This is a genomic window from Clostridioides sp. ES-S-0010-02 (assembly GCA_020641055.1).
In the GTDB taxonomy this organism is placed as follows: Bacteria; Bacillota; Clostridia; order Peptostreptococcales; family Peptostreptococcaceae; genus Clostridioides.
Genome location: CP067345.1, coordinates 2997193 through 3019362, shown reverse-complemented (window position 1 = coordinate 3019362; position 22170 = coordinate 2997193). Strand labels below are relative to the sequence as shown.

Annotated in this window: 16 protein-coding genes; 12 read left to right on the top strand and 4 right to left on the bottom strand. The window is 27.9% G+C overall.

The genetic code is table 11. From position 1 onward, the window contains the following. Positions 1-51: 51 nt before the first annotated feature. From recA to JJC01_14055, 6 genes are all read left to right on the top strand, one after another. Positions 52-1098, top strand: coding sequence for a recombinase RecA (recA, locus tag JJC01_14080; protein UDN57293.1), 1047 nt, complete (start codon positions 52-54; stop codon positions 1096-1098). 175 nt (positions 1099-1273) lie between these two features. Then, positions 1274-2815, top strand: coding sequence for a ribonuclease Y (rny, locus tag JJC01_14075; GenBank protein ID UDN60186.1), 1542 nt, complete (start codon positions 1274-1276; stop codon positions 2813-2815). A gap of 325 nt (positions 2816-3140) precedes the next feature. Further along, complete coding sequence (locus tag JJC01_14070) at positions 3141-4934, top strand: histidine kinase (protein UDN57292.1); 1794 nt, start codon at positions 3141-3143, stop codon at positions 4932-4934. A 4-nt stretch (positions 4935-4938) separates the two neighbouring features. Then, positions 4939-5745, top strand: coding sequence for a response regulator (locus JJC01_14065; GenBank protein ID UDN57291.1), 807 nt, complete (start codon positions 4939-4941; stop codon positions 5743-5745). A 346-nt stretch (positions 5746-6091) separates the two neighbouring features. Next, positions 6092-8425 carry a diguanylate cyclase gene (locus JJC01_14060; protein ID UDN57290.1) on the top strand — a complete coding sequence of 778 codons (2334 nt, stop codon included), beginning with the start codon at positions 6092-6094 and terminating at the stop codon, positions 8423-8425. A gap of 353 nt (positions 8426-8778) precedes the next feature. Continuing rightward, a complete protein-coding gene (locus tag JJC01_14055) occupies positions 8779-10566 on the top strand; it encodes a UvrD-helicase domain-containing protein (GenBank protein UDN57289.1) in 1788 nt (595 codons plus the stop codon). A gap of 77 nt (positions 10567-10643) precedes the next feature. Here JJC01_14055 and lepB read toward each other — a convergent pair whose 3' ends face one another. Then, positions 10644-11174, bottom strand: a complete 531-nt coding sequence (gene lepB, locus JJC01_14050; protein ID UDN57288.1) for a signal peptidase I — start codon at positions 11172-11174, stop codon at positions 10644-10646. Positions 11175-11213: 39 nt separating this feature from the next. Continuing rightward, positions 11214-12038 carry an undecaprenyl-diphosphate phosphatase gene (locus JJC01_14045; GenBank protein UDN57287.1) on the bottom strand — a complete coding sequence of 275 codons (825 nt, stop codon included), beginning with the start codon at positions 12036-12038 and terminating at the stop codon, positions 11214-11216. Positions 12039-12293: 255 nt separating this feature from the next. Here JJC01_14045 and JJC01_14040 point away from each other — a divergent pair, with 255 nt between their 5' ends. From JJC01_14040 to JJC01_14030, 3 genes are all read left to right on the top strand, one after another. After that, the gene (locus JJC01_14040) at positions 12294-13205 is read left to right on the top strand and encodes a tyrosine-type recombinase/integrase (GenBank protein ID UDN57286.1); all 912 of its coding nucleotides are present in this window, start codon (positions 12294-12296) and stop codon (positions 13203-13205) included. Positions 13206-13345: 140 nt separating this feature from the next. Next, positions 13346-14791: an adenylosuccinate lyase gene (locus tag JJC01_14035; protein UDN57285.1), complete on the top strand. Its 1446-nt coding sequence runs from the start codon at positions 13346-13348 to the stop codon at positions 14789-14791. 309 nt (positions 14792-15100) lie between these two features. Continuing rightward, on the top strand, positions 15101-15553 hold the full coding sequence (locus tag JJC01_14030; protein UDN57284.1) for a MarR family transcriptional regulator: 453 nt from the start codon (positions 15101-15103) through the stop codon (positions 15551-15553). Positions 15554-15640: 87 nt separating this feature from the next. Here JJC01_14030 and JJC01_14025 read toward each other — a convergent pair whose 3' ends face one another. Continuing rightward, entirely contained in the window at positions 15641-16837 is a 1197-nt protein-coding gene (locus tag JJC01_14025; protein UDN57283.1) for a pyridoxal phosphate-dependent aminotransferase, read from the bottom strand. 374 nt (positions 16838-17211) lie between these two features. Here JJC01_14025 and galT point away from each other — a divergent pair, with 374 nt between their 5' ends. Both galT and xth read left to right on the top strand, forming a co-directional pair. Beyond that, positions 17212-18162, top strand: a complete 951-nt coding sequence (gene galT, locus JJC01_14020) for a galactose-1-phosphate uridylyltransferase (protein ID UDN57282.1) — start codon at positions 17212-17214, stop codon at positions 18160-18162. Positions 18163-18297: 135 nt separating this feature from the next. After that, entirely contained in the window at positions 18298-19050 is a 753-nt protein-coding gene (gene xth / locus JJC01_14015; protein ID UDN57281.1) for an exodeoxyribonuclease III, read from the top strand. 92 nt (positions 19051-19142) lie between these two features. Here the strand turns inward: xth and JJC01_14010 are convergent, their stop codons facing one another. Continuing rightward, positions 19143-19919, bottom strand: coding sequence for an exonuclease domain-containing protein (locus JJC01_14010; GenBank protein UDN57280.1), 777 nt, complete (start codon positions 19917-19919; stop codon positions 19143-19145). A 313-nt stretch (positions 19920-20232) separates the two neighbouring features. Here JJC01_14010 and JJC01_14005 point away from each other — a divergent pair, with 313 nt between their 5' ends. Further along, positions 20233-22131, top strand: coding sequence for a glutamine synthetase (locus tag JJC01_14005; protein UDN57279.1), 1899 nt, complete (start codon positions 20233-20235; stop codon positions 22129-22131). Positions 22132-22170: the final 39 nt, after the last annotated feature.

The following is a 22170-nucleotide window of genomic DNA, read 5'->3' as shown; positions in this document are numbered from 1 at the left end:
TATATAACAAGAGAACAAATGTTTGTAGATAAATGAAGGGATGGTATAGAGATGAGTGTAGATCAAGAAAAATTAAAAGCGTTGAATGAAGCTTTAGGTAAAATTGAAAAAGATTTTGGTAAAGGTTCAGTAATGAAATTGGGAGAAGCAACGTCTATGTCTATAGATGTTATATCAACAGGAGCAATTGGTTTAGATATAGCTATTGGTATAGGAGGTCTACCTAGAGGGAGAATAGTTGAAATATATGGTCCTGAATCTTCTGGTAAGACGACTGTTGCACTTAGTTGTGTAGCATCAGCTCAAAAAAATGGAGGAATAGCTGCATTTATAGATGCTGAACATGCGCTTGACCCAGTATATGCAAAAGCATTGGGTGTGGATGTTGATAATCTAATCATATCTCAACCAGATACAGGAGAGCAAGCCTTAGAAATAGCAGAGGCATTAATAAGAAGTGGTGCAATTGATATAATAGTAATAGATTCAGTTGCAGCATTGGTTCCAAAAGCAGAAATAGACGGAGATATGGGTGATTCTCATGTAGGTTTACAAGCTAGACTTATGTCTCAAGCACTTAGAAAATTAACTGGTTCGATTAAAAAATCAAATTGTGTTGCTATATTTATAAACCAATTAAGAGAGAAAGTAGGAATAATGTTTGGAAATCCAGAAACGACTACTGGAGGACGTGCATTAAAGTTCTATTCATCTGTTAGATTGGATGTTAGAAAAATAGACACAATAAAACAAGGTGACAAGGTTATAGGAAGCAGAACAAGAGTTAAGGTTGTTAAAAACAAAGTAGCACCACCATTTAAACAATCTGAATTTGATATAATGTATGGAGAAGGTATATCAAAAATTGGAGATCTTTTAGATATAGCTGCTGACATAGATATAGTTAAAAAATCAGGCTCATGGTATAGTTACAATGACACTAAACTTGGACAAGGAAGAGAAAATGTAAAAAAATTCCTAGAGGATAATATGGATTTAACTAATGAAATAGATGAAAAAGTTAGAACATTTTACAATTTAAATGAGGTTAGTGAAGAAGCCGGTACTTTGGTATCAGAAGAAGTTGTTGAAAAATAAGTGAAAATATAAAAAAATAACTATTAAATAAGGACATACCACGCTCCCTATTAGCTTGACACAATGTTGAAAAAATTATAAAATTAAGTGAGGATAAAATATCTAAATTTAATTTTAATTATTAGGAATATTTTTTAATCATAGTGATGACATTTTGGGATTATTAACGAAGGAGGTGGATGTCATAGATAGTGTAGTAATGATTGTAATAGGTGCAGCTGTTGGTATTATAGCTGGATATTTTGTTAGAAAAAATATATCTGAAGCAAAAATTGGACAAGCTGAAAACTTGGCCAAAGAAATAATAGATAAAGCACACCACGATTCAGAAACAGTACAGAAAGAAAAGTTATTAGAAGCTAAAGAAGAGATCCATAAATGGAGAACAGAAGCTGAAAGAGAAAACAAAGAAAGAAGAACAGAAGTACAAAAGTATGAAAAAAGAGTAGTACAAAAAGAAGAAGTCTTAGATAGAAAATTACAAAATTTAGAATCTAAAGAAGTAAATTTAAGTGAAAAATTAAAGACAGTTGAAAAGAAAGAAGAAGAAGTTGAAGTAATAAAAACTCAACAATTGGAAAAATTAGAAAGCATATCAGGAATTACATCTGATAAGGCTAAAGAAATTATTTTAACAAATGCTGAGAGAGATGTAAGACGTGAAATGTCTATAATGATAAAAGAGATAGAAGGTCAAGCTAAAGAAGAAGCTGATAAGAAATCAAGAGAAATTATAGGATATGCAATTCAAAAATGTGCAGCAGATCACGTAGCTGAAACTACTGTTACAGTAGTAAGCTTACCTAATGATGAAATGAAGGGTAGAATAATAGGTAGAGAAGGTAGAAATATAAGGACTCTAGAAACTTTAACAGGGATAGACCTTATAATAGATGACACTCCAGAAGCAGTAATTTTATCAGGATTTGATCCAATAAGAAGAGAAATTGCAAGAATTGCTCTAGAGAAGTTAATAGCAGATGGAAGAATACATCCAGCTAGAATTGAAGAAATGGTTGAAAAAGCGAGAAAAGAAGTTGACAATATTATAAAAGAATATGGTGAACAAGCTGCATTTGAAACTAGTGTACATGGAATTCATCCAGAATTAATAAGATTATTAGGTAGACTTAATTATAGAACTAGTTATGGACAAAATGTTCTTAAACATTCTATAGAAGTTGCTCATATAGCTGGTATAATGGCTGCTGAGATAGGTGCAGATATTAGATTAGCTAAGAGAGCTGGTTTGTTACATGATATAGGTAAGGCTGTAGACCATGAAATGGAAGGTACACATGTTGAAATAGGTATGGATTTACTTAGACGTTATAAGGAATCTAAAGAAGTTATACATGCTATGAGTACACATCATGGAGATTATGAACCTCAAACAGTAGAAGCTGTATTAGTTACAGCAGCAGATGCAATATCAGCTGCTAGACCTGGTGCTAGAAGAGAGACTTTAGAAGCTTATATTAAGAGACTTGAAAAACTAGAAGAAATAGCTAATTCATACGAAGGTGTAGAAAAATCATTTGCTATACAAGCTGGTAGAGAAATTAGAATAATGGTAAAACCAGAAGCTATAAATGATGAAGAAATACACTTATTAGCTAGAGATATGACTAAGAAAATAGAGGATGAACTTGAATATCCTGGACAAATAAAAGTAAGTATAATAAGAGAAACAAGAGCTATAGAATATGCAAAATAAAATATAAATATCTAAATGATAATAAAAATATTTTTAAAAATTTAGATTTGCCACAGGATTTAATAATTTATCCTGTGGCTTTTTAATTTTCAAGGTATAAAATGATATAATTTGAAATAATTATAAGGCTGATAAATATTAATTATAAAGAATTAATAAAATTAATCCTTATATACACATTGTTTGTATAATTATTTAAGTTTGTTTGATATAATGAAGTGATAAAATAATCTATTATATCTAAATAAATATTTTTAGGTTATATAACTTTTTTATATATTCAAATATATAAAAGATATACATATATTTTATGGAGGAAACTATTGTGGAAAAGAAAACATCTAGATGGTATATGTATTATTTACCAGTATTACTAACTTTATCAGTAATACTGTTGTTTGTTTGTGCTTTTAAATCAGATAAACATTCAAATCCTCGAAGCAATCTTATTCCAGTTTCATTTATTGGAGAATTTAGAACATCTAATTCTGAAAATCTTCAGCCGTTTATCAATGTTGACTCATTGAATGATATAAGAAAAGAGTCTATTTATTTGCGTGGACATTTTAGCAGAAATATTCCAGCTGGAGAGACACTTTTGCTACATATCAGCCATCTAAAAGTTGATATTCGTGTATCTAATAAAGAGGTATTTTCCATACAAGAAGGTAGAGAAAATGCACTAACAAAGTCTACAGGTCATCTTTGGACAGGTTTTAAATCTGATGGAATATCGGTTGACGATTTAGTTGAGATAAATATACAACGAGTGTACCCTAGTGGGCGAGCATTACAATTAGTATGTTTTTTTGATGAAATGCAGATTGGCTCCAAGGGCGATTTAATTGTTAGTATATTCCACGAAAACAGGATTGGTCTTATATTTACTATGTTAACAATATCTTTTGGCTTATTTGGTCTAATTGCAAGTATCATTTTGTTTTTTTTGAAAAGTGAGCTAACACGTCAGATTTTTTTGTTATCATGTTTTGCTATATTTGGAGGAATTTGGTGTTTAGCAGATTTTAATATACTTACTCTTATTATCCAATCTCCAACTCTTGTCAGTATTTTGGAATTACTGTCGCAGTTTTTACTTCCAACTTTTTGTATACTTTATTTGTCTACTTACTTAACTGAGTGGAGATTGAACGTTATAAATTTATGTGTGTATTTAATTATGACTATCATACTACTTTGTGTTATTCTCCAAATACTTCATATTTATGATTTGCATGAGTTTCTGATTTTACAAAATAGCATCTGTATTCTAATTGTATTACTTGGTATGGGGTTCTTGGTTATTGAAATTATTATATACAGAGAATCTGATGCTAAGATTGCTTTGTTTGCTTATCTACCAGCAACTATAGGTGGTATTGCAGAAATAGCAAATTATTATACTATATACATTAGAAGTCTACCATTTTTTTGTATAGGTTTTCTAACCACTATTGTATTACAGATTGGGCATATGATGCTATCTATCAAAAGAAAGGAAAAGTTTCAACAGAGATTAGAGGGAGAATTGATGGAAAATCGTATTTCTATAATGCTTAGTCAAATACAGCCTCATTTTTTATATAATGCACTTAACACTATCCAATATTTGTGTAAACATGATTCTAACATGGCAGTTCATGCAGTAGAAAAATTTTCTTCTTATCTTCGTGGAAATATGGATTCTCTTACACAAAAAAAGCTAATTCCATTTGAAAAAGAATTAGCTCATTTAAAAAATTATTTGTACATAGAGTTATTACGCTTTGGAGAGCGTATAAAAATACATTATGAGCTTACAATTACTGATTTTTTTATTCCTGTTCTCACTATACAACCAATTGTTGAAAATGCGATACGACATGGTGTTACAAAACAAAAAGAAGGGGGAACAATTATAGTATCAACATCCAAGGATGAAAATAACATTTATATTGTTATAAAAGATGATGGAGTAGGTTTCCAACCCTTTGAAAGAGTTAATGATGGAAAAAGCCATGTTGGTATTCAAAATGTAAAAAGACGATTAGAGACACAATGTAATGGAATTCTAAATATAGAAAGTGGCATAGGAAAAGGTACAATAGCAACAATAATCATTCCTATTAGAAAGGGGTAAAATTATGAATATAATTGTCGTAGATGACGAGCAAATTGCTCTTAAAAATTTGAATGAAAAATTAACATATATTTCTGGTATTGAAAAAGTTACTCTTTTTGATGAACCTAAGTTGGCGCTAGAGTATTTAAAAAGAAATTTTGTAGATATTGCATTTCTTGACATTGAGATGTACGGTATGAATGGACTAGAGTTTGCATGTCTAGCAAAAGAAATTTTACCAAACATAAATATTATTTTTGTAACTGGTTATTCAGAATATGCGTTAGATGCATTTTCAATGCATGCCAGTGGATATCTTCTAAAGCCTGTTACAATAGAAGGAATTCAGAAAGAAATAGAAAATTTACGTTCTCCTGTTGTTTTGAACCATAAGAGCCATATATTTATTCATACATTTGGTAACTTTGAGGTATTTGTAGATGAAAAGCCATTAACTTTTAGTAGAGCAAAATCAAAAGAATTACTTGCTTATTTAGTAGATAGGAAAGGAGCAAGTGTGACTATTGCTGAAATTGCAGCAGTACTTTGGGAAGACAAAGAATACAATCGTTCTTTGCAAAATCAAACGCAAACTGTTATATCACATCTGATGAAAACCATAAAGGATGCAAAAATTGAATATATAGTTATTAAAAAATGGAATAGCCTTGCAGTAGATATTACAAAATTTGATTGTGATTATTATAATATGTTAAGGTGGGATATGATGGCAATTAACACATATGCTGGAGAATACATGACAAATTACAGTTGGGCAGAATTAACTACAGGTATGCTGTATCAAAAAACTTTTAATTATAATTGTTAAAGATAGATAATATGTTTTTATACAGCAGAAGTTCTTAAGTTTTTTGTTTTGTTGATGTGCTTTGGATGTGCATTATCGATTATATTAATATATTATAGGAATATTAAAAATATATAATAATAAATAAAAATTATATAATAGATTTATATTATTAAAAATGATTTAGATGAGCAATTTATATGTTTTTACATGTAATATCTATGCATTAATGTTGATTTATGAAATTTAATATTTGAAATAAAATTAAGTTTTTGAGATAGTTTGCTGATTAAAATTAATTATATTGTAAGCACTAAAAAGTTGAGAATACAATGAGCCAAAGTGATGATGAAAGAGAGGATACATGATGAAAAAAAATACACTTTTACATACAAATGTTATTGTTTGCGTTATTATTACTATTGGTTTTATAGCTACATCTGTGATTGGGTACCAATCTAATACTAATATTTTTAAAAATGATATTGAACACGTATCTACATTGGCTGCTGAAGGTATTTATTATCAGATAGATAAACTTCTTTCACAACCTATAAATGTATCACTTACCATGGCCAATGATAGTCTATTAAAAAATTTTTTAACTAGTGAGAAAGAATATATAAATGATAGGAACTTTGTTTATAAATTACAGGATTACTTAAATACATACAGAAATAAATATTCCTATGATTCTGTTTTTTTAGTTTCAACCAAGACAAATAATTATTATCATTTTAATGGACTTGATAGGACACTTAGTGCTGACAACTCAGAGAATCAGTGGTATTATGATTTTTTAAAACAGGATGAAGAATATTCATTAAATGTTGATAATGATGAGGCAAGTAATAATAGTATTACTGTATTTGTAAATTGTAAGATAAAAGATGATAATGGATCAACTATGGGAATTATTGGGGTTGGATTAAAAGTTGACTCATTACAAATGTTACTTAAAGAATATGATGAAAAGTTTGATGTTGTAGCACGTCTAATTGATGATAAAGGATTTGTTCAATTATCATCTGAGGAAACAGGCTATGAACATGTTAATTTATTTGAAGACAAAAGTAGTAATTTATCTGCTTCAAAAGATTTAATCTTGAGCAATAAAAAAGAACAGAATAGTTTTTGGAATTCATCAGAAAAATTAAAAAGTTATGTTGTATATCAGTATATCCCAAGTTTAAAATGGCATCTTGTTTTGGAAAATGATTTGACTACAATGAGTAGACAACTTCAAATACAGTTTTTAAAAGGGATTGCAATTATAATTTTAATTATAATGTTTGTACTTTTTACAATTACACGTGTGCTTAAGAAATACAAGCAACAAATAATTAATCTCAGCTCTTCTCAGAAATTAGAATATCAAAAGTTATTGAGTAAATCTACTGAAGATCTCTATGAAAATATTTTTGAGATTGATGTTACTAATAACAAAGCTGGTTGTGAAGATGCAAATCGATATTTTAAAGAGTTTGGCTTAAGTCTTAGCACACCATATGATGAAGCACTCTATATAATTGCTAAAGGGCAAATTAAAGAAGAGTATGCACAAGGTTATTTAGATACATTTTTACCTGAAAATGTTCTTAAGTGTTATAATAGTGGAATCAATAACATAAGTTATGACTTTTTAATTAAAAGAGATGAAGAAAATTATCATTGGATGAGGATTACTGCCAGAATTTTCTTTTGGACATCAGATGAATCTGTTCGCATGATTTCTTATCGTGAAAATATAGATGAAGAAAAAAATAGAGAATTGTTGCTTCTTGAGCGTTCACAACGTGATTCTCTTACTGGTCTTTATAATAAGGGAGTAACAGAGGACTTTATTAGTACATTTTTAAAAAGTGATAAAAATCAAAATTCAGAACATATTTTTCTGATTTTTGATATTGATGATTTCAAAAATGTAAATGATAGATATGGTCATGCATTTGGAGATTTTATTATAAGTGAATTTGCATTAGAATTAAAGTCTCAATTTCGTGAAGATGATATTGTTGGGCGTATTGGTGGAGATGAATTTGTTGTGTTGATAAAAGATTTCAATAGCAGTAATTATGTAATTATGGATAAATTAGAGCGTTTTTGTTCTAAGATTAACCAGAAACGTTTTGCTGAACATGAAGAATTTTCTATTTCATGTAGCATTGGTGTGGCAATATATCCTGAGCATGGCTGTAAGTATTCTGAACTCTATGAAAAAGCAGACCAAGCACTTTACTATACAAAGGGTCATGGAAAAAATTCTTTCCATATTTTTGGGGATGATTCTATTGATGGTATAGCATTTAATATAGACACTAGAGATGTAAAGTTATTGTTGGAGATGTCTACTGATGGTATTGCAAAATTTGCTTGTATGGAAAATTTGAAACTACTTTACTTTAATCAAAAAATGCTTGAGTTTACTGGTTATTCAGCTAGAAATGTTTCATCCAAAGATTTTGATGTACTTTCACCTATATTACCAGAGGATTTACAGGTTGTACTTGATACGCTGAATAAAGCAATACCTAAGAGAGAAACTTTTGAAGTGATTTTTAACTTCCGTCATATAGATGGACACTATTTCCCTGTGAGAATGCAAGGTAAGTTTGTAAATGAACTATACCAAAATCGTTACCCTGTTTTTTATGCAGTTTACACAGATATATCAAACTTTAATGTTTTTTTAGGAAGATAATTTAAATAAAACCTGCTAATATGAATGAATTATTTTTTAGCAGGTTTTAAAATTTTTTGTTCGTTAATTTTTATATAATTAAGTAATATAAGTCACTAGTTAAAGAAATTTTACCTTTTTAGAGTAGATTTTATTTATTATTTAAAAAAATAATTCTGAAGTTTATTTTGTCAGTGCTTATCATAAAGAATTTTATATTTATATATATCTATACTTATTGCAATTTTTCTTTAATAGTTTTGTATTTATTTGTACTTATTTTGAATTTGTTTACGAAATTTGCCTATAAAAAGTATATATAAAAATATAGTTTAAAATGGTATAATTAGTTATAACAGAAGGAGGTAATATAAGTGAGCCAATACATAAATATAAACTCTCAGTTAGACGCCCTGAAATTGAAAGAATTCGAGAAAGTATTTTACGAAAATATCAATAAGGACGTTAAAGTAGTGCCAAAAGTTACTCCTTTTAAAGGAATAAATACTGACTTGTTGTATGTAAAAGATGGAAAAATTTTATTTATAAAATTTATGGATACAACAGAAGACATATATTTTATTTTGGAAGAAGAGTTACTTGAAGTTATGCATGAGGAATATGAGCTTTTGAAACTAAAAATGGGACAAAAGAATAGAAATATAAGCTATAACTATGTTTACATTATGCCATATGTTGAAGTAGACGAAGCTTATGAGTTTGAAGAATTTGTGAATAATAATATAATAGATAAAAATAAGCTTCAAGATATAATGGCTAGTGCTTCACTGGATGAATATCTTAAGGAAAAAAATGATGAAATAAATTTAAATTTATTTTTATTAGATATATGTTCAGAATACTATATAATAAATGACACACTTCACCTAAACGAAAAATTTAAAAAAATTTCCTTCTATAATGATGACTATAAGTATACAGCAACTATGATGGAAGAAATTCAAATTAAAGATGCTATTTCTATTAAATATGGAAATACACTTATTGAAGGCGGTTCTGGTATAGGAAAAACGGCAAATATGCTTTCTAGAGCTATAAAACTGGCAAAAGTATATCCACATCATAAGTTACTAATATTTACACATACAAAACAACTATGTAATGAACTTCGAGAAAGAATAGAATTATTATATAAAGACAATAACAATTTAGAAGTTCATACATTTAGTTCCTTTATATTTAAATTAGCTAAAAAATATAATCTAATTATTGACTATAATATGTTAAAAAATGATTATGAAAAAACATTTAATAATCTTGTAAAGCAAGCACAAAACATTATAAAGAATAAAAATATGTTTAAGGCGATTTTTATTGATGAAGCAGAAAGTTTTTTAGATTATGAAATAGATTTTATAAGAGAGTTTTTATATAAAACAAAATTCATATTTAATGTGTATTCTTGTAACTCTTTAAATATCTTTAATAGACTAAATATATTTAGGAAACTATACAGCAATATAGAGTTTGATGATAAAATAATATTAAATAAAAATTATAGGCAAGCTAAAGAAATTGTTGATTTTACAAATAATTTTTCCAATAATTCTAACGCTTATATTAATGAATTAAGACCTAATACAAAGTTTAATACTTTTTTTAATACAAAAGCACTTAGAGGTGGTAATAAGTCGGTTGATATAATAAAAGTAAGTGATTTAGATGACCAAATAAGTTCTGTAATATGGGAAATCGAATATTTAATAAGCAAAAAAGGTCTTGATTATTCTGAAGTTGCTATTGTATATCCTTATAATAAGAAGAAATTAAAAAGTGGAAAAACTATTTATTTTCAATACATGTTAAAAAAGGCATTAGAAGAAGCACAAATTCCTTATATATGTGCAGAAGATAACTTAACAAACATAAGTAAGAAGATAGGAACGACAATAGCAAATATATATACAATAAAGAATTTAGAATATAAAGCGATAATAATATGTGAGTTAGAAATGTTGTATAATCAAACAATAAATGATACAGAGCAAGATTATCAAGTAAATGACTTTGTAGGTGATTTAAATAAGGTTTATTTGGCTATGAGCAGGGCCACTGACTATCTAAGTATAGTAACAACCTTTAATGAAGATGCAAGTGATATAATAAGAATTATTACAGAATCAAAAGAAGATAGGGAATAAAACATATTTTGAATTCAAAAAATTAAAAGAGACTGAATTGTGTAGAATAAATATTACCAACTCAGTCTCTTATTTTTTTAACTTACTTTTCCAATATTATCAAAAGGTAATAACCTTACCATGACCTTACCAAGAATTTCGTCTTCATCAACCATACCTACATCTGGGGATCTACTATCATTACTATTTTCTCTGTTATCACCCATTGCAAATAACTTTCCTTCTGGAACAACTGTGTCTATATCTCCAGAAGTATAATTATTATGTATATATGGTTCGGTTAGTAATTTGCCATTTACATATACTTTAGAATTTGATATTTTTATACTGTCACCTTCAGTAGCTATAACTCTCTTTATTAAATCTTTTTTCTTTCCAGTATCTCCATCAACTAAATTAGTTTTAAAAACTACAATATCACCTTTTTCAGGTTTACCAACTTTATATGATATTCTATTTAAAATTAGATAGTCTTTATCATCTAAAGTAGGATACATTGATTCTCCACTAACAATAGAAGGTCTTATAAATTGTAATATTACAAATGCAAGTACAATAGCCATGGCTATTGACTTAATCCAATCAAATATTTCCTTTTTAACACTCATAATTTTTCTCCTTATCATTTGTCATTAAATTAAAATACTCTAGAATAAAAAGAAATAACCAAGAACAACTATACCCAAAATTATTCTATAATAGCCAAAGACTTTGAAATCGTGTTTTTTGATATAATCCATAAAAAACTTAATAACTACGATTGAAACTATAAAAGCTACTACAGAGCCAACACCTAAAATAAGCCATTCAAATCCAGTAAATCCAAACCCAGCTTTTAAAAGTTTTAATGCACTAGCTCCAAGCATTGTAGGAATAGCTAAGAAGAATGAAAATTCTGCTGCTACGTATCTAGAAGTACCAAGTAATACTGCACCGATTATAGTTGAACCAGATCTAGATGTACCTGGAATAAGAGCTAGACATTGGAATAAACCTATACAAAGAGCTAGTTTATATGTAACTTGAGAAAAATCTTTATATTTTGGTCTTTTATTTCTATTTTCAAGTCCTATCATTATTATACCATATACAATAAGAGCAATTGCAACTACTGTTGAATTGAAGAATAATCTGTCTATATCATCCTCAAACAGTATACCAATAACTCCAGATGGTATAACTGCAATTATAACCTTAAGCCATAAGCGAACTGTTTCTTTTTTTTGTTTAGTATTTTTTGCACTATCAAAAGGATTTAACTTCCTAAAAAATATAACAAGTACAGCCAATATTGAACCAAATTGAATTACAACTAAAAATGTATTTATAAATGTAGATGAAAAATTCAATTTTATAAATTCATCAACTAATATCATATGCCCTGTACTACTTACTGGTAGCCATTCTGTAATTCCTTGAACTATTCCCAAAATGACTGCTTTAAAAACTTCAAGCAAACTAAATGTTTCCAAATTTAAATACCTCCAATACAAATTTATAGTAGCATATTTTATTCAAAGATTAATAAAATATGCCATCTTTTACTAACTTATAATACCATAGTACTGTGTAGTGCACAATGGAAGATTGATATTTTCATAAAACCTTCATAATTTAAAATCATAAACTTGAAACTTGTCTATTGAATAAGGGGTATATATGAGGGGGAAATATATGGTATAGTAAAAGTATAACTATTTTATTTTATGAAAAGGAAAGGAGTTATTATGTATAGTACGAAAATATTGGATGATTATGAGTATGAAACTTTTAATGTTTTTTCTACAAAATTAAACCCAAATACAAAACACGATTATTTATCAAAGGTTATGTTATTTAAAGAGTTTCTAAAAGGAAAGGAATTAATTTATGTAACAAAAGAAGATTGTAAAAATTTTGTGGACTATATACAAACCAAATATGCAAAATCAACTTGTGAAAAGATATATAGTTATTTACATAGTTTTTACAACTTCTTAAAAAAAGAAGGATATATAGATATAAATCCATTTAGACATGTAGAAAAACCAACAGTAACTAGAATAAAGACAAAGGATGATGTTTTAAGCATACAGGAAATAAATAAGCTTATAGGTATTTTGCCAAAACTGAATATAAGAGATAGAGTGATAATAGTCTGTCTAGTTACTACTGGGTGTTTATTAAATGAATTAGTTAGCTTAAAGTGGAAAGACCTTATGGTAGATGAAAACGATAACTCGTATGTTAGACTAGGAAAGGGAAGAAAAGAGAGAGTAGTAAAGTTACATCCATACTTTTTTAGGCTTTTAGAAGACTACAGAAACTATTCTGGACTTCCAGAAGTAATAATACCTAATGATGATTTTATTTTTACAACTCAAAAAAGCAATTCTATAACAGATAGAAATGTCAGATTGATAGTAAAAAAAGCATTAGATTTAGCAGGACTTTCTCAATATTCAGCAAGAGACTTTAGACATTCATTTGCAGCAATAAGTTTAAGACTTGGGGCAGATGAGAGTGACGTAAAAAATCAACTTGGCTGGAGTGATAAATACTATGCAATTAGGTATAAATATGTATTGAATTTTGTTGATAGCGAGATTGTGGATTATTTAATTGAAAAAGATAATCTAGATATAAATAAAAAATATTAGCACATAAAAAATAATCTATATAAATATGAACAAAAAATAAAAAAGCCTTGTTATAGTTCGTAAAATTATATATAATTATTTATGTACTAATATGTACATAATAACTATACAACAAAAGATTTAAGGAAGGTGCTAATATAATGATAGATAACAAATATACTACGTACTCAAATCCGCTTACAGATAGATACTGTAGTAAAGATATGAGTTATATATTTTCTCCACAATTTAAATTTTCTACATGGAGAAGATTATGGGTTGCTCTTGCTGAAGGCGAGCATGAGTTAGGAATCAATATAACTGAAGAACAATTAGATGAGTTAAGAGCTAATATAGATAATATAAATTTTGATGAAGCTAGAAAAATAGAAAAAGAAGTAAGACATGATGTAATGTCTCATGTAAAAGCGTATGGTTTACAATGTGAAAAAGCTAAAGGAATCATTCATTTAGGAGCAACATCTGCTTATGTTGGAGATAATACAGATGTTGTACAAATGAATGAAGCTCTAAAACTTTTAAGAGTAAAGCTTGTAAATTTGATAAACAACTTAAAAGAATTTGCACTTAAGTATAAGGATATGCCAGCTCTTGGTTTTACGCACTTTCAAGCAGCACAACTTACAACAGTAGGGAAAAGAGCTTGTTTGTGGGCTCAAGATTTAATTCTTGATTTAGAAGACTTAAATTATAGAATAGACAATATGAAATTAAGAGGAGTTAAAGGGACTACTGGGACTCAAGCAAGTTTTTTAAGTTTATTTGAAGGAGACCATGAAAAAGTAAAAGAGTTAGATAAGAAAATCTGTAACAAAATGGGATATAGTTCTTCTTATGCAGTAAGTGGACAAACATACACTAGAAAGCTGGACTATCAAGTAATAAGTGTATTATCAGGAATAGCTCAAAGTATGCATAAAATGACTAATGACATAAGACTTTTACAAAGTCTAAAAGAATTAGAAGAGCCATTTGAAAAAAATCAAATAGGTTCATCAGCAATGGCTTATAAAAGAAATCCAATGAGAAGTGAAAGAATAGCTTCTTTATCTAAATATATAATATCTGAATCTATAAGCCCTGCAATGGTACAGGCTACTCAATGGTTAGAGAGAACATTAGATGACTCAGCCAATAAAAGATTAGCTATACCTCAAGCTTTTATGGCAGCAGATGCTATACTTGAAATAGGTATAAATGTAACTGATGGGTTAGTAGTATATGAAAATATGATAAATAAACGTGTAAATGAAGAACTTCCTTTTATGGCTACAGAAACAATACTTATGGAAGCTGTAAAAAGAGGTGGAGATAGACAGGAATTACATGAGATAATAAGAGAATATTCTATGAAAGCTGCTTATAGAGTTAAACATGAAGGTAAAGATAATAATTTAATTGAGCTTATAATGAATGATGATTCATTTAAAATGAGTAAGGAAGAAATATTATCTATAATGGACCCAAAAAACTTTATAGGTAGAGCTCCAGAACAAGTTGTAGAATTTGTAAATGAAGTTGTAGAACCAGCTATAAAAGATTATAAAGAAGATTTAGGAAAAGTAGATGTGGATTTAAGAGTGTAAGTTTTATAGATAAAATATAATTAAAAATGGCTATCTTATTTATAAATAAGATAGCCATTTTAATGGGCTAGCGTCTGCTCTTCACCGCTGTGAAGAGTTCTTCCTTATTTACTATATCATGAATTTAATAAAATAGCTATATAAATAATATTTAATCAGAGAAATATTATTAAAAATAAGAAAAACAATAAGATTACTAATTAAATTTAATCATTATTTAAAAACTATTGTACTTGCAATATTTTTAATGTAAACTGAAATAAGTTAGTTAGATAATTTAATAAATTTTAAAACAACTGAGGTGATTGTATGAAATACGTAGTAAAAGATACTATAAGTTTTTTGGTAAAAACATTTCCGAAGATTTATTCTAGCTTATATTTAGAAGACCTAAAAAAATTCGCACCAGACTATAATGTAAATAAAACACAATTAAGAGCATTAGTATTTATAAGAAATTATGGAGTAATAAGCATGACTGATTTATGCTCTAAATTAAATATAGAAAAAGGCAGTCTAACTAGTATGGTAGATGATTTAACAGAAAAGAAATATGTAACAAGAAAAAGAGATTTAGTTGATAGAAGAAAGTATTTAATTGATATTACAGAAGAAGGAGATAAGATAGCTTCTGATTTTATGGATAAATTGAGTGATGGATTAGAAGAGAAGCTTTCTAGACTAACTGAAGAAGATAGAAAGAACTATCTAGGAGCAATAAATACTCTTCAATATATATTAAATAAAGACGAATTTAGATAGAAAACTATGAAAAATCCCCTTTTCAAATATTGGTTGAAAAGGGGACTTTTTATCTGATAAAATTTACATAAAGTAAACTTTTAAAATTTATTTGTGTAAAGCTACATATTGCTCTAAACCTTCTTTTAATAATGTAGCAGCTCTATGAAGGTCAGTTTCATTTAGGATGTAAGCTAATCTTATTTCGTCACGTCCTAAACCTGGAGTAGCATAGAATCCTTCAGCAGGGCAAACCATAACAGTTTCATTATTTTTACTGAACTCTTTTAACATCCAGATTGTGAAATCTTCTGCATTTTCAACTGGTAATTTAGCAACTATATAGAATGCACCAGTTGGTTTTTTACATATAACACCTTCAACTTTCATTAATTCATTGTATAATACGTCTCTTCTTTTTTTGTATTCTTCATTAACCTCTTTGAAGTAAGAAGCTGGAGTTTTGTATAATTCAACAGCTCCTATTTGTTCTAATGTAGGAACACAAAGTCTTCCTTGACACAATTTAAGTATTTGAGCTATAAGACCTTTATTTTTACAAGCGATAGAACCAATTCTAGCACCACAAGCACTGTATCTCTTAGAAACACTGTCTATTATTATAACTCTGTCTTGTACACCTTCTAAGTTACCACAGCTAGTATACTCAAGTCCATCATAAACAAATTCTCTATAAACTTCGTCTGCTATTATCCATAGATTTTTTTCTTTAGCTATTTCAGCTAGGATATTAAGTTCTTCTTTTGTATAAATTGCACCAGTTGGATTTCCTGGGTTAGAAAGAATTATAGCTTTAGTTCTATCATCTACCTTAGAAGCTATTTCTTCTTTTGATGGAAGGTGGAAACCGTTTTCTGCTTTTGTTGTAACAGCATTAACTTCCACGTTTACACATTGACCAAATCCATTGTAGTTAGTATAGAATGGTTCTGGAACTAATAAATTATCTCCTGGGTCACAAACAGCCATCATAGTGAAAAGTAAAGCCTCACTACCACCATTAGTCACTAATAATTCATCTTTTTCAAAATCCATGTTGTAAGTTTTGTAGTAATTTTGAAGTGCTTCTAATAATTCTGGAATACCTTCAGAAGTAGCATATTCTAAAACTTCGCTATCAAAGTTTTTAACAGCATCAAAAAACCCTTGAGGAGTTTTTATGTCTGGTTGACCTATATTTAAGTGATATACTTTGATTCCTTTATCTTTTGCTGCTTGTGCAAATGGAACAAGTTTTCTGATTGGAGAGGCTTGCATTGCACTAACTCTGTTTGAATAATTCATTTTAATACCCCCTATTTAATTTAAATACGTATATTGTATTATGTAAATTGTATATTGGAATACAAGACATCTTTACAAGATAATAATAACATACTTATAGGTAAAAATCATCAAAAAAAATTAATATAGCTTTAAAATAAACTTTTAACAAATTACAGTGAAACACTTGTATTTATACTAATAAATTATATGTACATAAACTTATTTATAGTATGATAATATATGGATATATTAGTTATAATTTTTTTGTATTAGAAAATTAAAATACCTAATACTAAATATGTAAAATTATAAAAAATATTATAAATTTATTTAACAGATACAATAAATATCATATAATTATATTAAAGGCTATTAACTAAGAGGTGTTAATTATGAGAGAATTAAGAATAGATCCAATTACTAATGATGTTGTTATATTTGCTACTGATAGGCTGAAAAGACCATTAGATACAATTGATGTACCAAATGATGAAGAAGAAACGAATGAATACGATGAAGGATGCCCATTTTGTAAGGGAAATGAAGCTTATGCAACAGATACACTATTTGAAATAAAAGGTGATGAAGGTTGGCTTGTAAAATCTATATATAATAAATTTCCTATAATTGATGATTTGGCAAGAGATATATATGGTATTCATGAGGTAATGATAGAAAGCAATAAACATAACAGCAGTTTTTACAATATGAATCAAAAAGAATTTGAAGATGTTTTTTTTATGTATAGAAATAGATTTAAAGATTTGTCGAAAGATGACAAAGTAGAATATGTGAGTATTTTTAAAAATTTCTTGAGAAAGGCTGGAGCATCTTTGATGCATCCACATGCTCAAATACTATCTATGTCTTTTATTCCACCTGAAATTACAAATGAATTGTTGGTTTCAAAAGAGTATTATGATAGTAATAAAAGCTCTTTGTATAATGACTTGGTAGAAAATGAAATAAGTTTAAATAAAAGAGTGGTTTATAATGGAGACGCTTTTTTAGTGATTATACCATATGCAACTAAGTACAGTGGAGAAGTAAGAGTAATATTTAAAGACAACATAAAGTTTGATGAATTAACAGATAATAATGTAAAAGAGATTTCTATGATATTCGAAAAGTTATTTAAAAAATTATATAATATAAATGGGTATATGCCATTTAACTTATGTATCCATACTCATCCAACAAAAATTGAAACAAAATCATACTTTAATGTCCATATGCACATAATACCAAGAAAGTATAACCTTGGAGGATTTGAACTTGGAACAAATATGTATGTTTCTTCAATGAATCCTGAAGAATTAACAAAAAAATTAAAATTTGATTAAAGTATGTATCTTTTAGGTATTAAAGAAATAATGATTTTAAAATAAATTTATAGTATATTAATGTTAAAATAAAAACAAATAGAAAAATAAATAAAAAAACTAATAGAAAATTGCTATTTAGATGAGGAGTGGAATATGAAATTTATATCGTGGAATGTCAATGGGATAAGAGCGTGTGTTGGGAAAGGATTTTTAGACTTTTTTAGAGATATTGATGCAGATATATTTTGCTTACAAGAGACTAAATTACAGGAAGGGCAAATAGAGTTAGATTTGCCAGGTTATTTTCAGTACTGGAATTATGCAGAGCGAAAAGGCTATTCAGGTACTGCTATATTTACAAAAAAAGAGCCTTTAAAAGTAATGTATGGAATAAATATAGAAGAACATGATAAGGAAGGTAGAGTTATAACTTTAGAATTTGAAGATTTTTATTTTATTACTGTATATACGCCAAATTCTCAATCTGAATTAAAGAGATTAGAATATAGAACTAGATGGGAAGATGACTTTATAGATTATTTAGTTAAATTAGATAATCATAAGCCTGTAATAGTGTGTGGAGATATGAATGTTGCACATAAAGAAATAGACTTAAAAAATCCTAAAAACAATACAAAGAACGCAGGTTTTACAAAAGAAGAAAGAGAAAAATTCTCTAAATTATTAGATAGTGGATTTATAGACACATATAGATACTTTAATCCTGATAAAGAAGGAGTGTATAGTTGGTGGTCATATAGATTTAATGCAAGAAAAAATAACGCTGGATGGAGAATCGATTATTTTTGTGCATCTAAAAAATTAGAAGATAGATTGACAAGTGCAAATATACATACTGAGGTATTGGGGTCAGACCATTGTCCAGTAGAATTAGAGATAAGATAGAAGTTTAATCAGGATAAAAATTGGGCTGTAGATGTAAATTTAAAGTTAATTATTCTTTTAATCTACATGCCTTTTTTTAACCTAAATAAATTTCACTTATTTTTTCTTTGCTTAGAGTTTTCTAATTCAAATTGATTTGTTTTTCCCATGTTGTAAGCTAAATTAATAATTTTTTTCTCATCTTTAGTCAAATCACGATTTAGAATTTTCTTAAACTCATCAAATAATTTATCATAGTCAACTCTTTTTTTATTAGAATACTTTATAGATTTAGATTTAATATTTGTATACACATATATATCAGGTACTATGCTTGGATTATATATCTTAATAAAAACCTTCGCTGTATAATATGCATCATTTAAAGCGTTGTGATAAGACATTTTTTCATCAAGTTCCAATATAGAAATAGCATTTTGCAAGCCAATACTTTTTCCTGCTGGATTATTAAAATATTTAGATGCATGTTGTTGAATATTAATATAAGACTTAGGTAAAATATCTGATGCTAGCTTATGATAATTGATATTTCTGTATAACTCCTTTAAATCTCCAACCCCCCAAACACATAGTATAGGGTCGTGTGATGCTATGAATTTTATGAAATTGTTGTAAACCTCAGGAAAAGTAGGTGAATCGTTAAAATCAGAGTCTTTAATATTGGTCATACGACTAATAAAAGGGTGCATTGCCTTGTATAGTGTAGGTTTAATATAGCTATTAAATGTATCTACTATATTAAATTTAGAATCCAGTTTAATTGCTCCTATTTGTATAATTTCAAAAGGACATTTTTCATTGGACACAGTTTTATTGAGTTTTTTGTCAAATCCTTGGTTGAATTCCAAATCGAAAATTATGTATTCCATAAAGTTTATCTCCTAAATTTTTGTATTATTACTAGTATAGATTATATTATAAGCTAAATTAAATTTTTAAACAAAAATACTTTTATTTTAGTATACCCCATATTTATAAAAATGTTAAACTATTGTATGTATAATATTTTTCCAAGAAAAAATATTGCGAACTTTTTGTACTTGATATATAATAATATAAATAAAAACACGAATAAAACACGAATATTTTGCAAGAAAAATTCATGAATATAAGGAAAAATGAATTTTATCTTGTATATTTAATAAAATAAAATTTACACAAAAATCATAGGAGAGTGAAAAGATGGAGAGTTTATTATATGTAATAGAGAAAGATAAGCATACCAATGAAGAAATAAGAGAAATCCTAGAGAGCAATAAAAACATAAGGTTCGTTTCTTTAATGGGAGTTGACTTAGGAGGAAATGCAACAGATGAAAAAATTCCTGTAGAATTATTTTTAGAGGATATAGATAAATTCTTAGAATCAGCTATACAAACTGATGGTTCAAGTGTTGAACTTTACAATATAGCAACATTGAATAATGCAAAAGTAGACTTAATGCCAGATAAAAGTTGTCATTGGTATGTAGATTACAATATGGAATACATAGATGAAGAAGTAGGGTTGCCTGTAGGAACATTAAAGATACCTGCATTTCTAATACACGATAATAAAAAAGTATGTTCTAGGGGAATTCTTCAAAAAGCAGATAAATATTTTAAGAAATCTATGTTTGAAATATTTAGAGAATATCCACATGTAATAAACAATATAGGAATAAACTCAGTAGATGATATAGAAGAAATAATGTTAACAGCAGCTACAGAACTCGAATTTTGGGTTAATACTCCTGAAGATAAAGCTGACTTAGAAAAATTATATGTATCACAAAGCTTAAAAGAACAATACTGGAAAAGAACTCATGGTATTATAAGAACTTGTCTGGAACAAAGTTTAATAATACTTCAAAAGCTAGGTGTAAGCCCTGAAATGGCTCATAAAGAGGTTGGGGGAATTCAAAGTTCTATAAGTATAGATGGAAAAACAAACCATGCTATGGAGCAATTAGAGGTTTCTTGGAAGTTTTCTACACCACTACAAGCGGCAGATAATGAATTATTAGTAAGAGATGTTATAGAAGATGTATTTACATCGCATGGATTAGAAGTTACATTTAAAGCAAAGCCAATTCATGGAGTTGCAGGAAGTGGTGGTCATACACATGTAGGAGTAAGTGCAAAATTAAAAGATGGAAGTATCAAAAACTTATTTGCTCCAAAAGATTTAAAAGAAGACTATCTAAGTGAATTAGGGTATGGAGCTCTTATGGGACTTCTTTATAATTATGAAGTATTAAATCCGATTGTAACAGCTTCTAATGATGGATTTAATAGACTGGTTCCTGGATTTGAAGCACCTGTATGTATAGTTACATCTTTAGGTCATAGTTATGAAATGCCATCTAGAAATAGGTCGGTACTTGTTGGGTTAATAAGAGATATAAAGAATCCAAAAACTGTAAGATTTGAATTAAGATCACCAAGTCCTCTATCTAATACTTACCTAGTAATAGCAGGATGTTATCAAACAATGTTAGATGGTATAAAAGCAGCAGCTAAGAGTGGACTTAGTACTAAAGAACTAGAAAAAGAATTATCTAAAAATGTGGGAGAAGAAAGTTTCTATTTAGAAAAAGACAGAGCATATAGAGATGAAAATGATGTATTTGAACATTATAATTTAGAAGAAAGAAATGCAAGATTTGGAACACCTCCAGCAACAGTTTATGAAAATATGAAAAACCTAGAAATATATGCTTCTAAATTAAAATCTTTAAAACAAGGTGATGTATTTACTGATAGTATAATAGAATCATTTAAAGTTGGGGCAATAGATAAGTGGCAAAAAAAATTAAAAACTAGAATAATAGAAGCTGGAATTCAAAAGATAAGAAGTATTGTAAAAGTACACACAAAAGAAAATATGGATGCACTTGATGAAGTAGTTTGGAATTCAATATCAGACTTAAAGTTTAATATTATGAAAGATACTTTAACTAGAGAATCACTATTTACTAGAGTAAGAGAGGCTGTAGAAAATAAAGATTATCAAACTGCTTCGGATTTACAAATAGAACTAAAGAGAAGCATGGAAGAAATACAACAATTATATATGCAATACAAGAAAAATATATATTAAAATAAAATAGTAATAATTTGATTTTGATGTTATAAAGGC

Coding starts and splice junctions, on each gene's coding strand:
- lepB (UDN57288.1), bottom strand. CDS start 11,174: ATGAGTGTTAAAAAGGAAATATTTGATTGGATTAAGTCAATAGCCATG.
- galT (UDN57282.1), top strand. CDS start 17,212: ATGAGAGAATTAAGAATAGATCCAATTACTAATGATGTTGTTATATTT.
- JJC01_14035 (UDN57285.1), top strand. CDS start 13,346: ATGATAGATAACAAATATACTACGTACTCAAATCCGCTTACAGATAGA.
- JJC01_14040 (UDN57286.1), top strand. CDS start 12,294: ATGTATAGTACGAAAATATTGGATGATTATGAGTATGAAACTTTTAAT.
- recA (UDN57293.1), top strand. CDS start 52: ATGAGTGTAGATCAAGAAAAATTAAAAGCGTTGAATGAAGCTTTAGGT.
- xth (UDN57281.1), top strand. CDS start 18,298: ATGAAATTTATATCGTGGAATGTCAATGGGATAAGAGCGTGTGTTGGG.
- JJC01_14060 (UDN57290.1), top strand. CDS start 6,092: ATGAAAAAAAATACACTTTTACATACAAATGTTATTGTTTGCGTTATT.
- JJC01_14010 (UDN57280.1), bottom strand. CDS start 19,919: ATGGAATACATAATTTTCGATTTGGAATTCAACCAAGGATTTGACAAA.
- JJC01_14065 (UDN57291.1), top strand. CDS start 4,939: ATGAATATAATTGTCGTAGATGACGAGCAAATTGCTCTTAAAAATTTG.
- JJC01_14030 (UDN57284.1), top strand. CDS start 15,101: ATGAAATACGTAGTAAAAGATACTATAAGTTTTTTGGTAAAAACATTT.
- JJC01_14005 (UDN57279.1), top strand. CDS start 20,233: ATGGAGAGTTTATTATATGTAATAGAGAAAGATAAGCATACCAATGAA.
- JJC01_14025 (UDN57283.1), bottom strand. CDS start 16,837: ATGAATTATTCAAACAGAGTTAGTGCAATGCAAGCCTCTCCAATCAGA.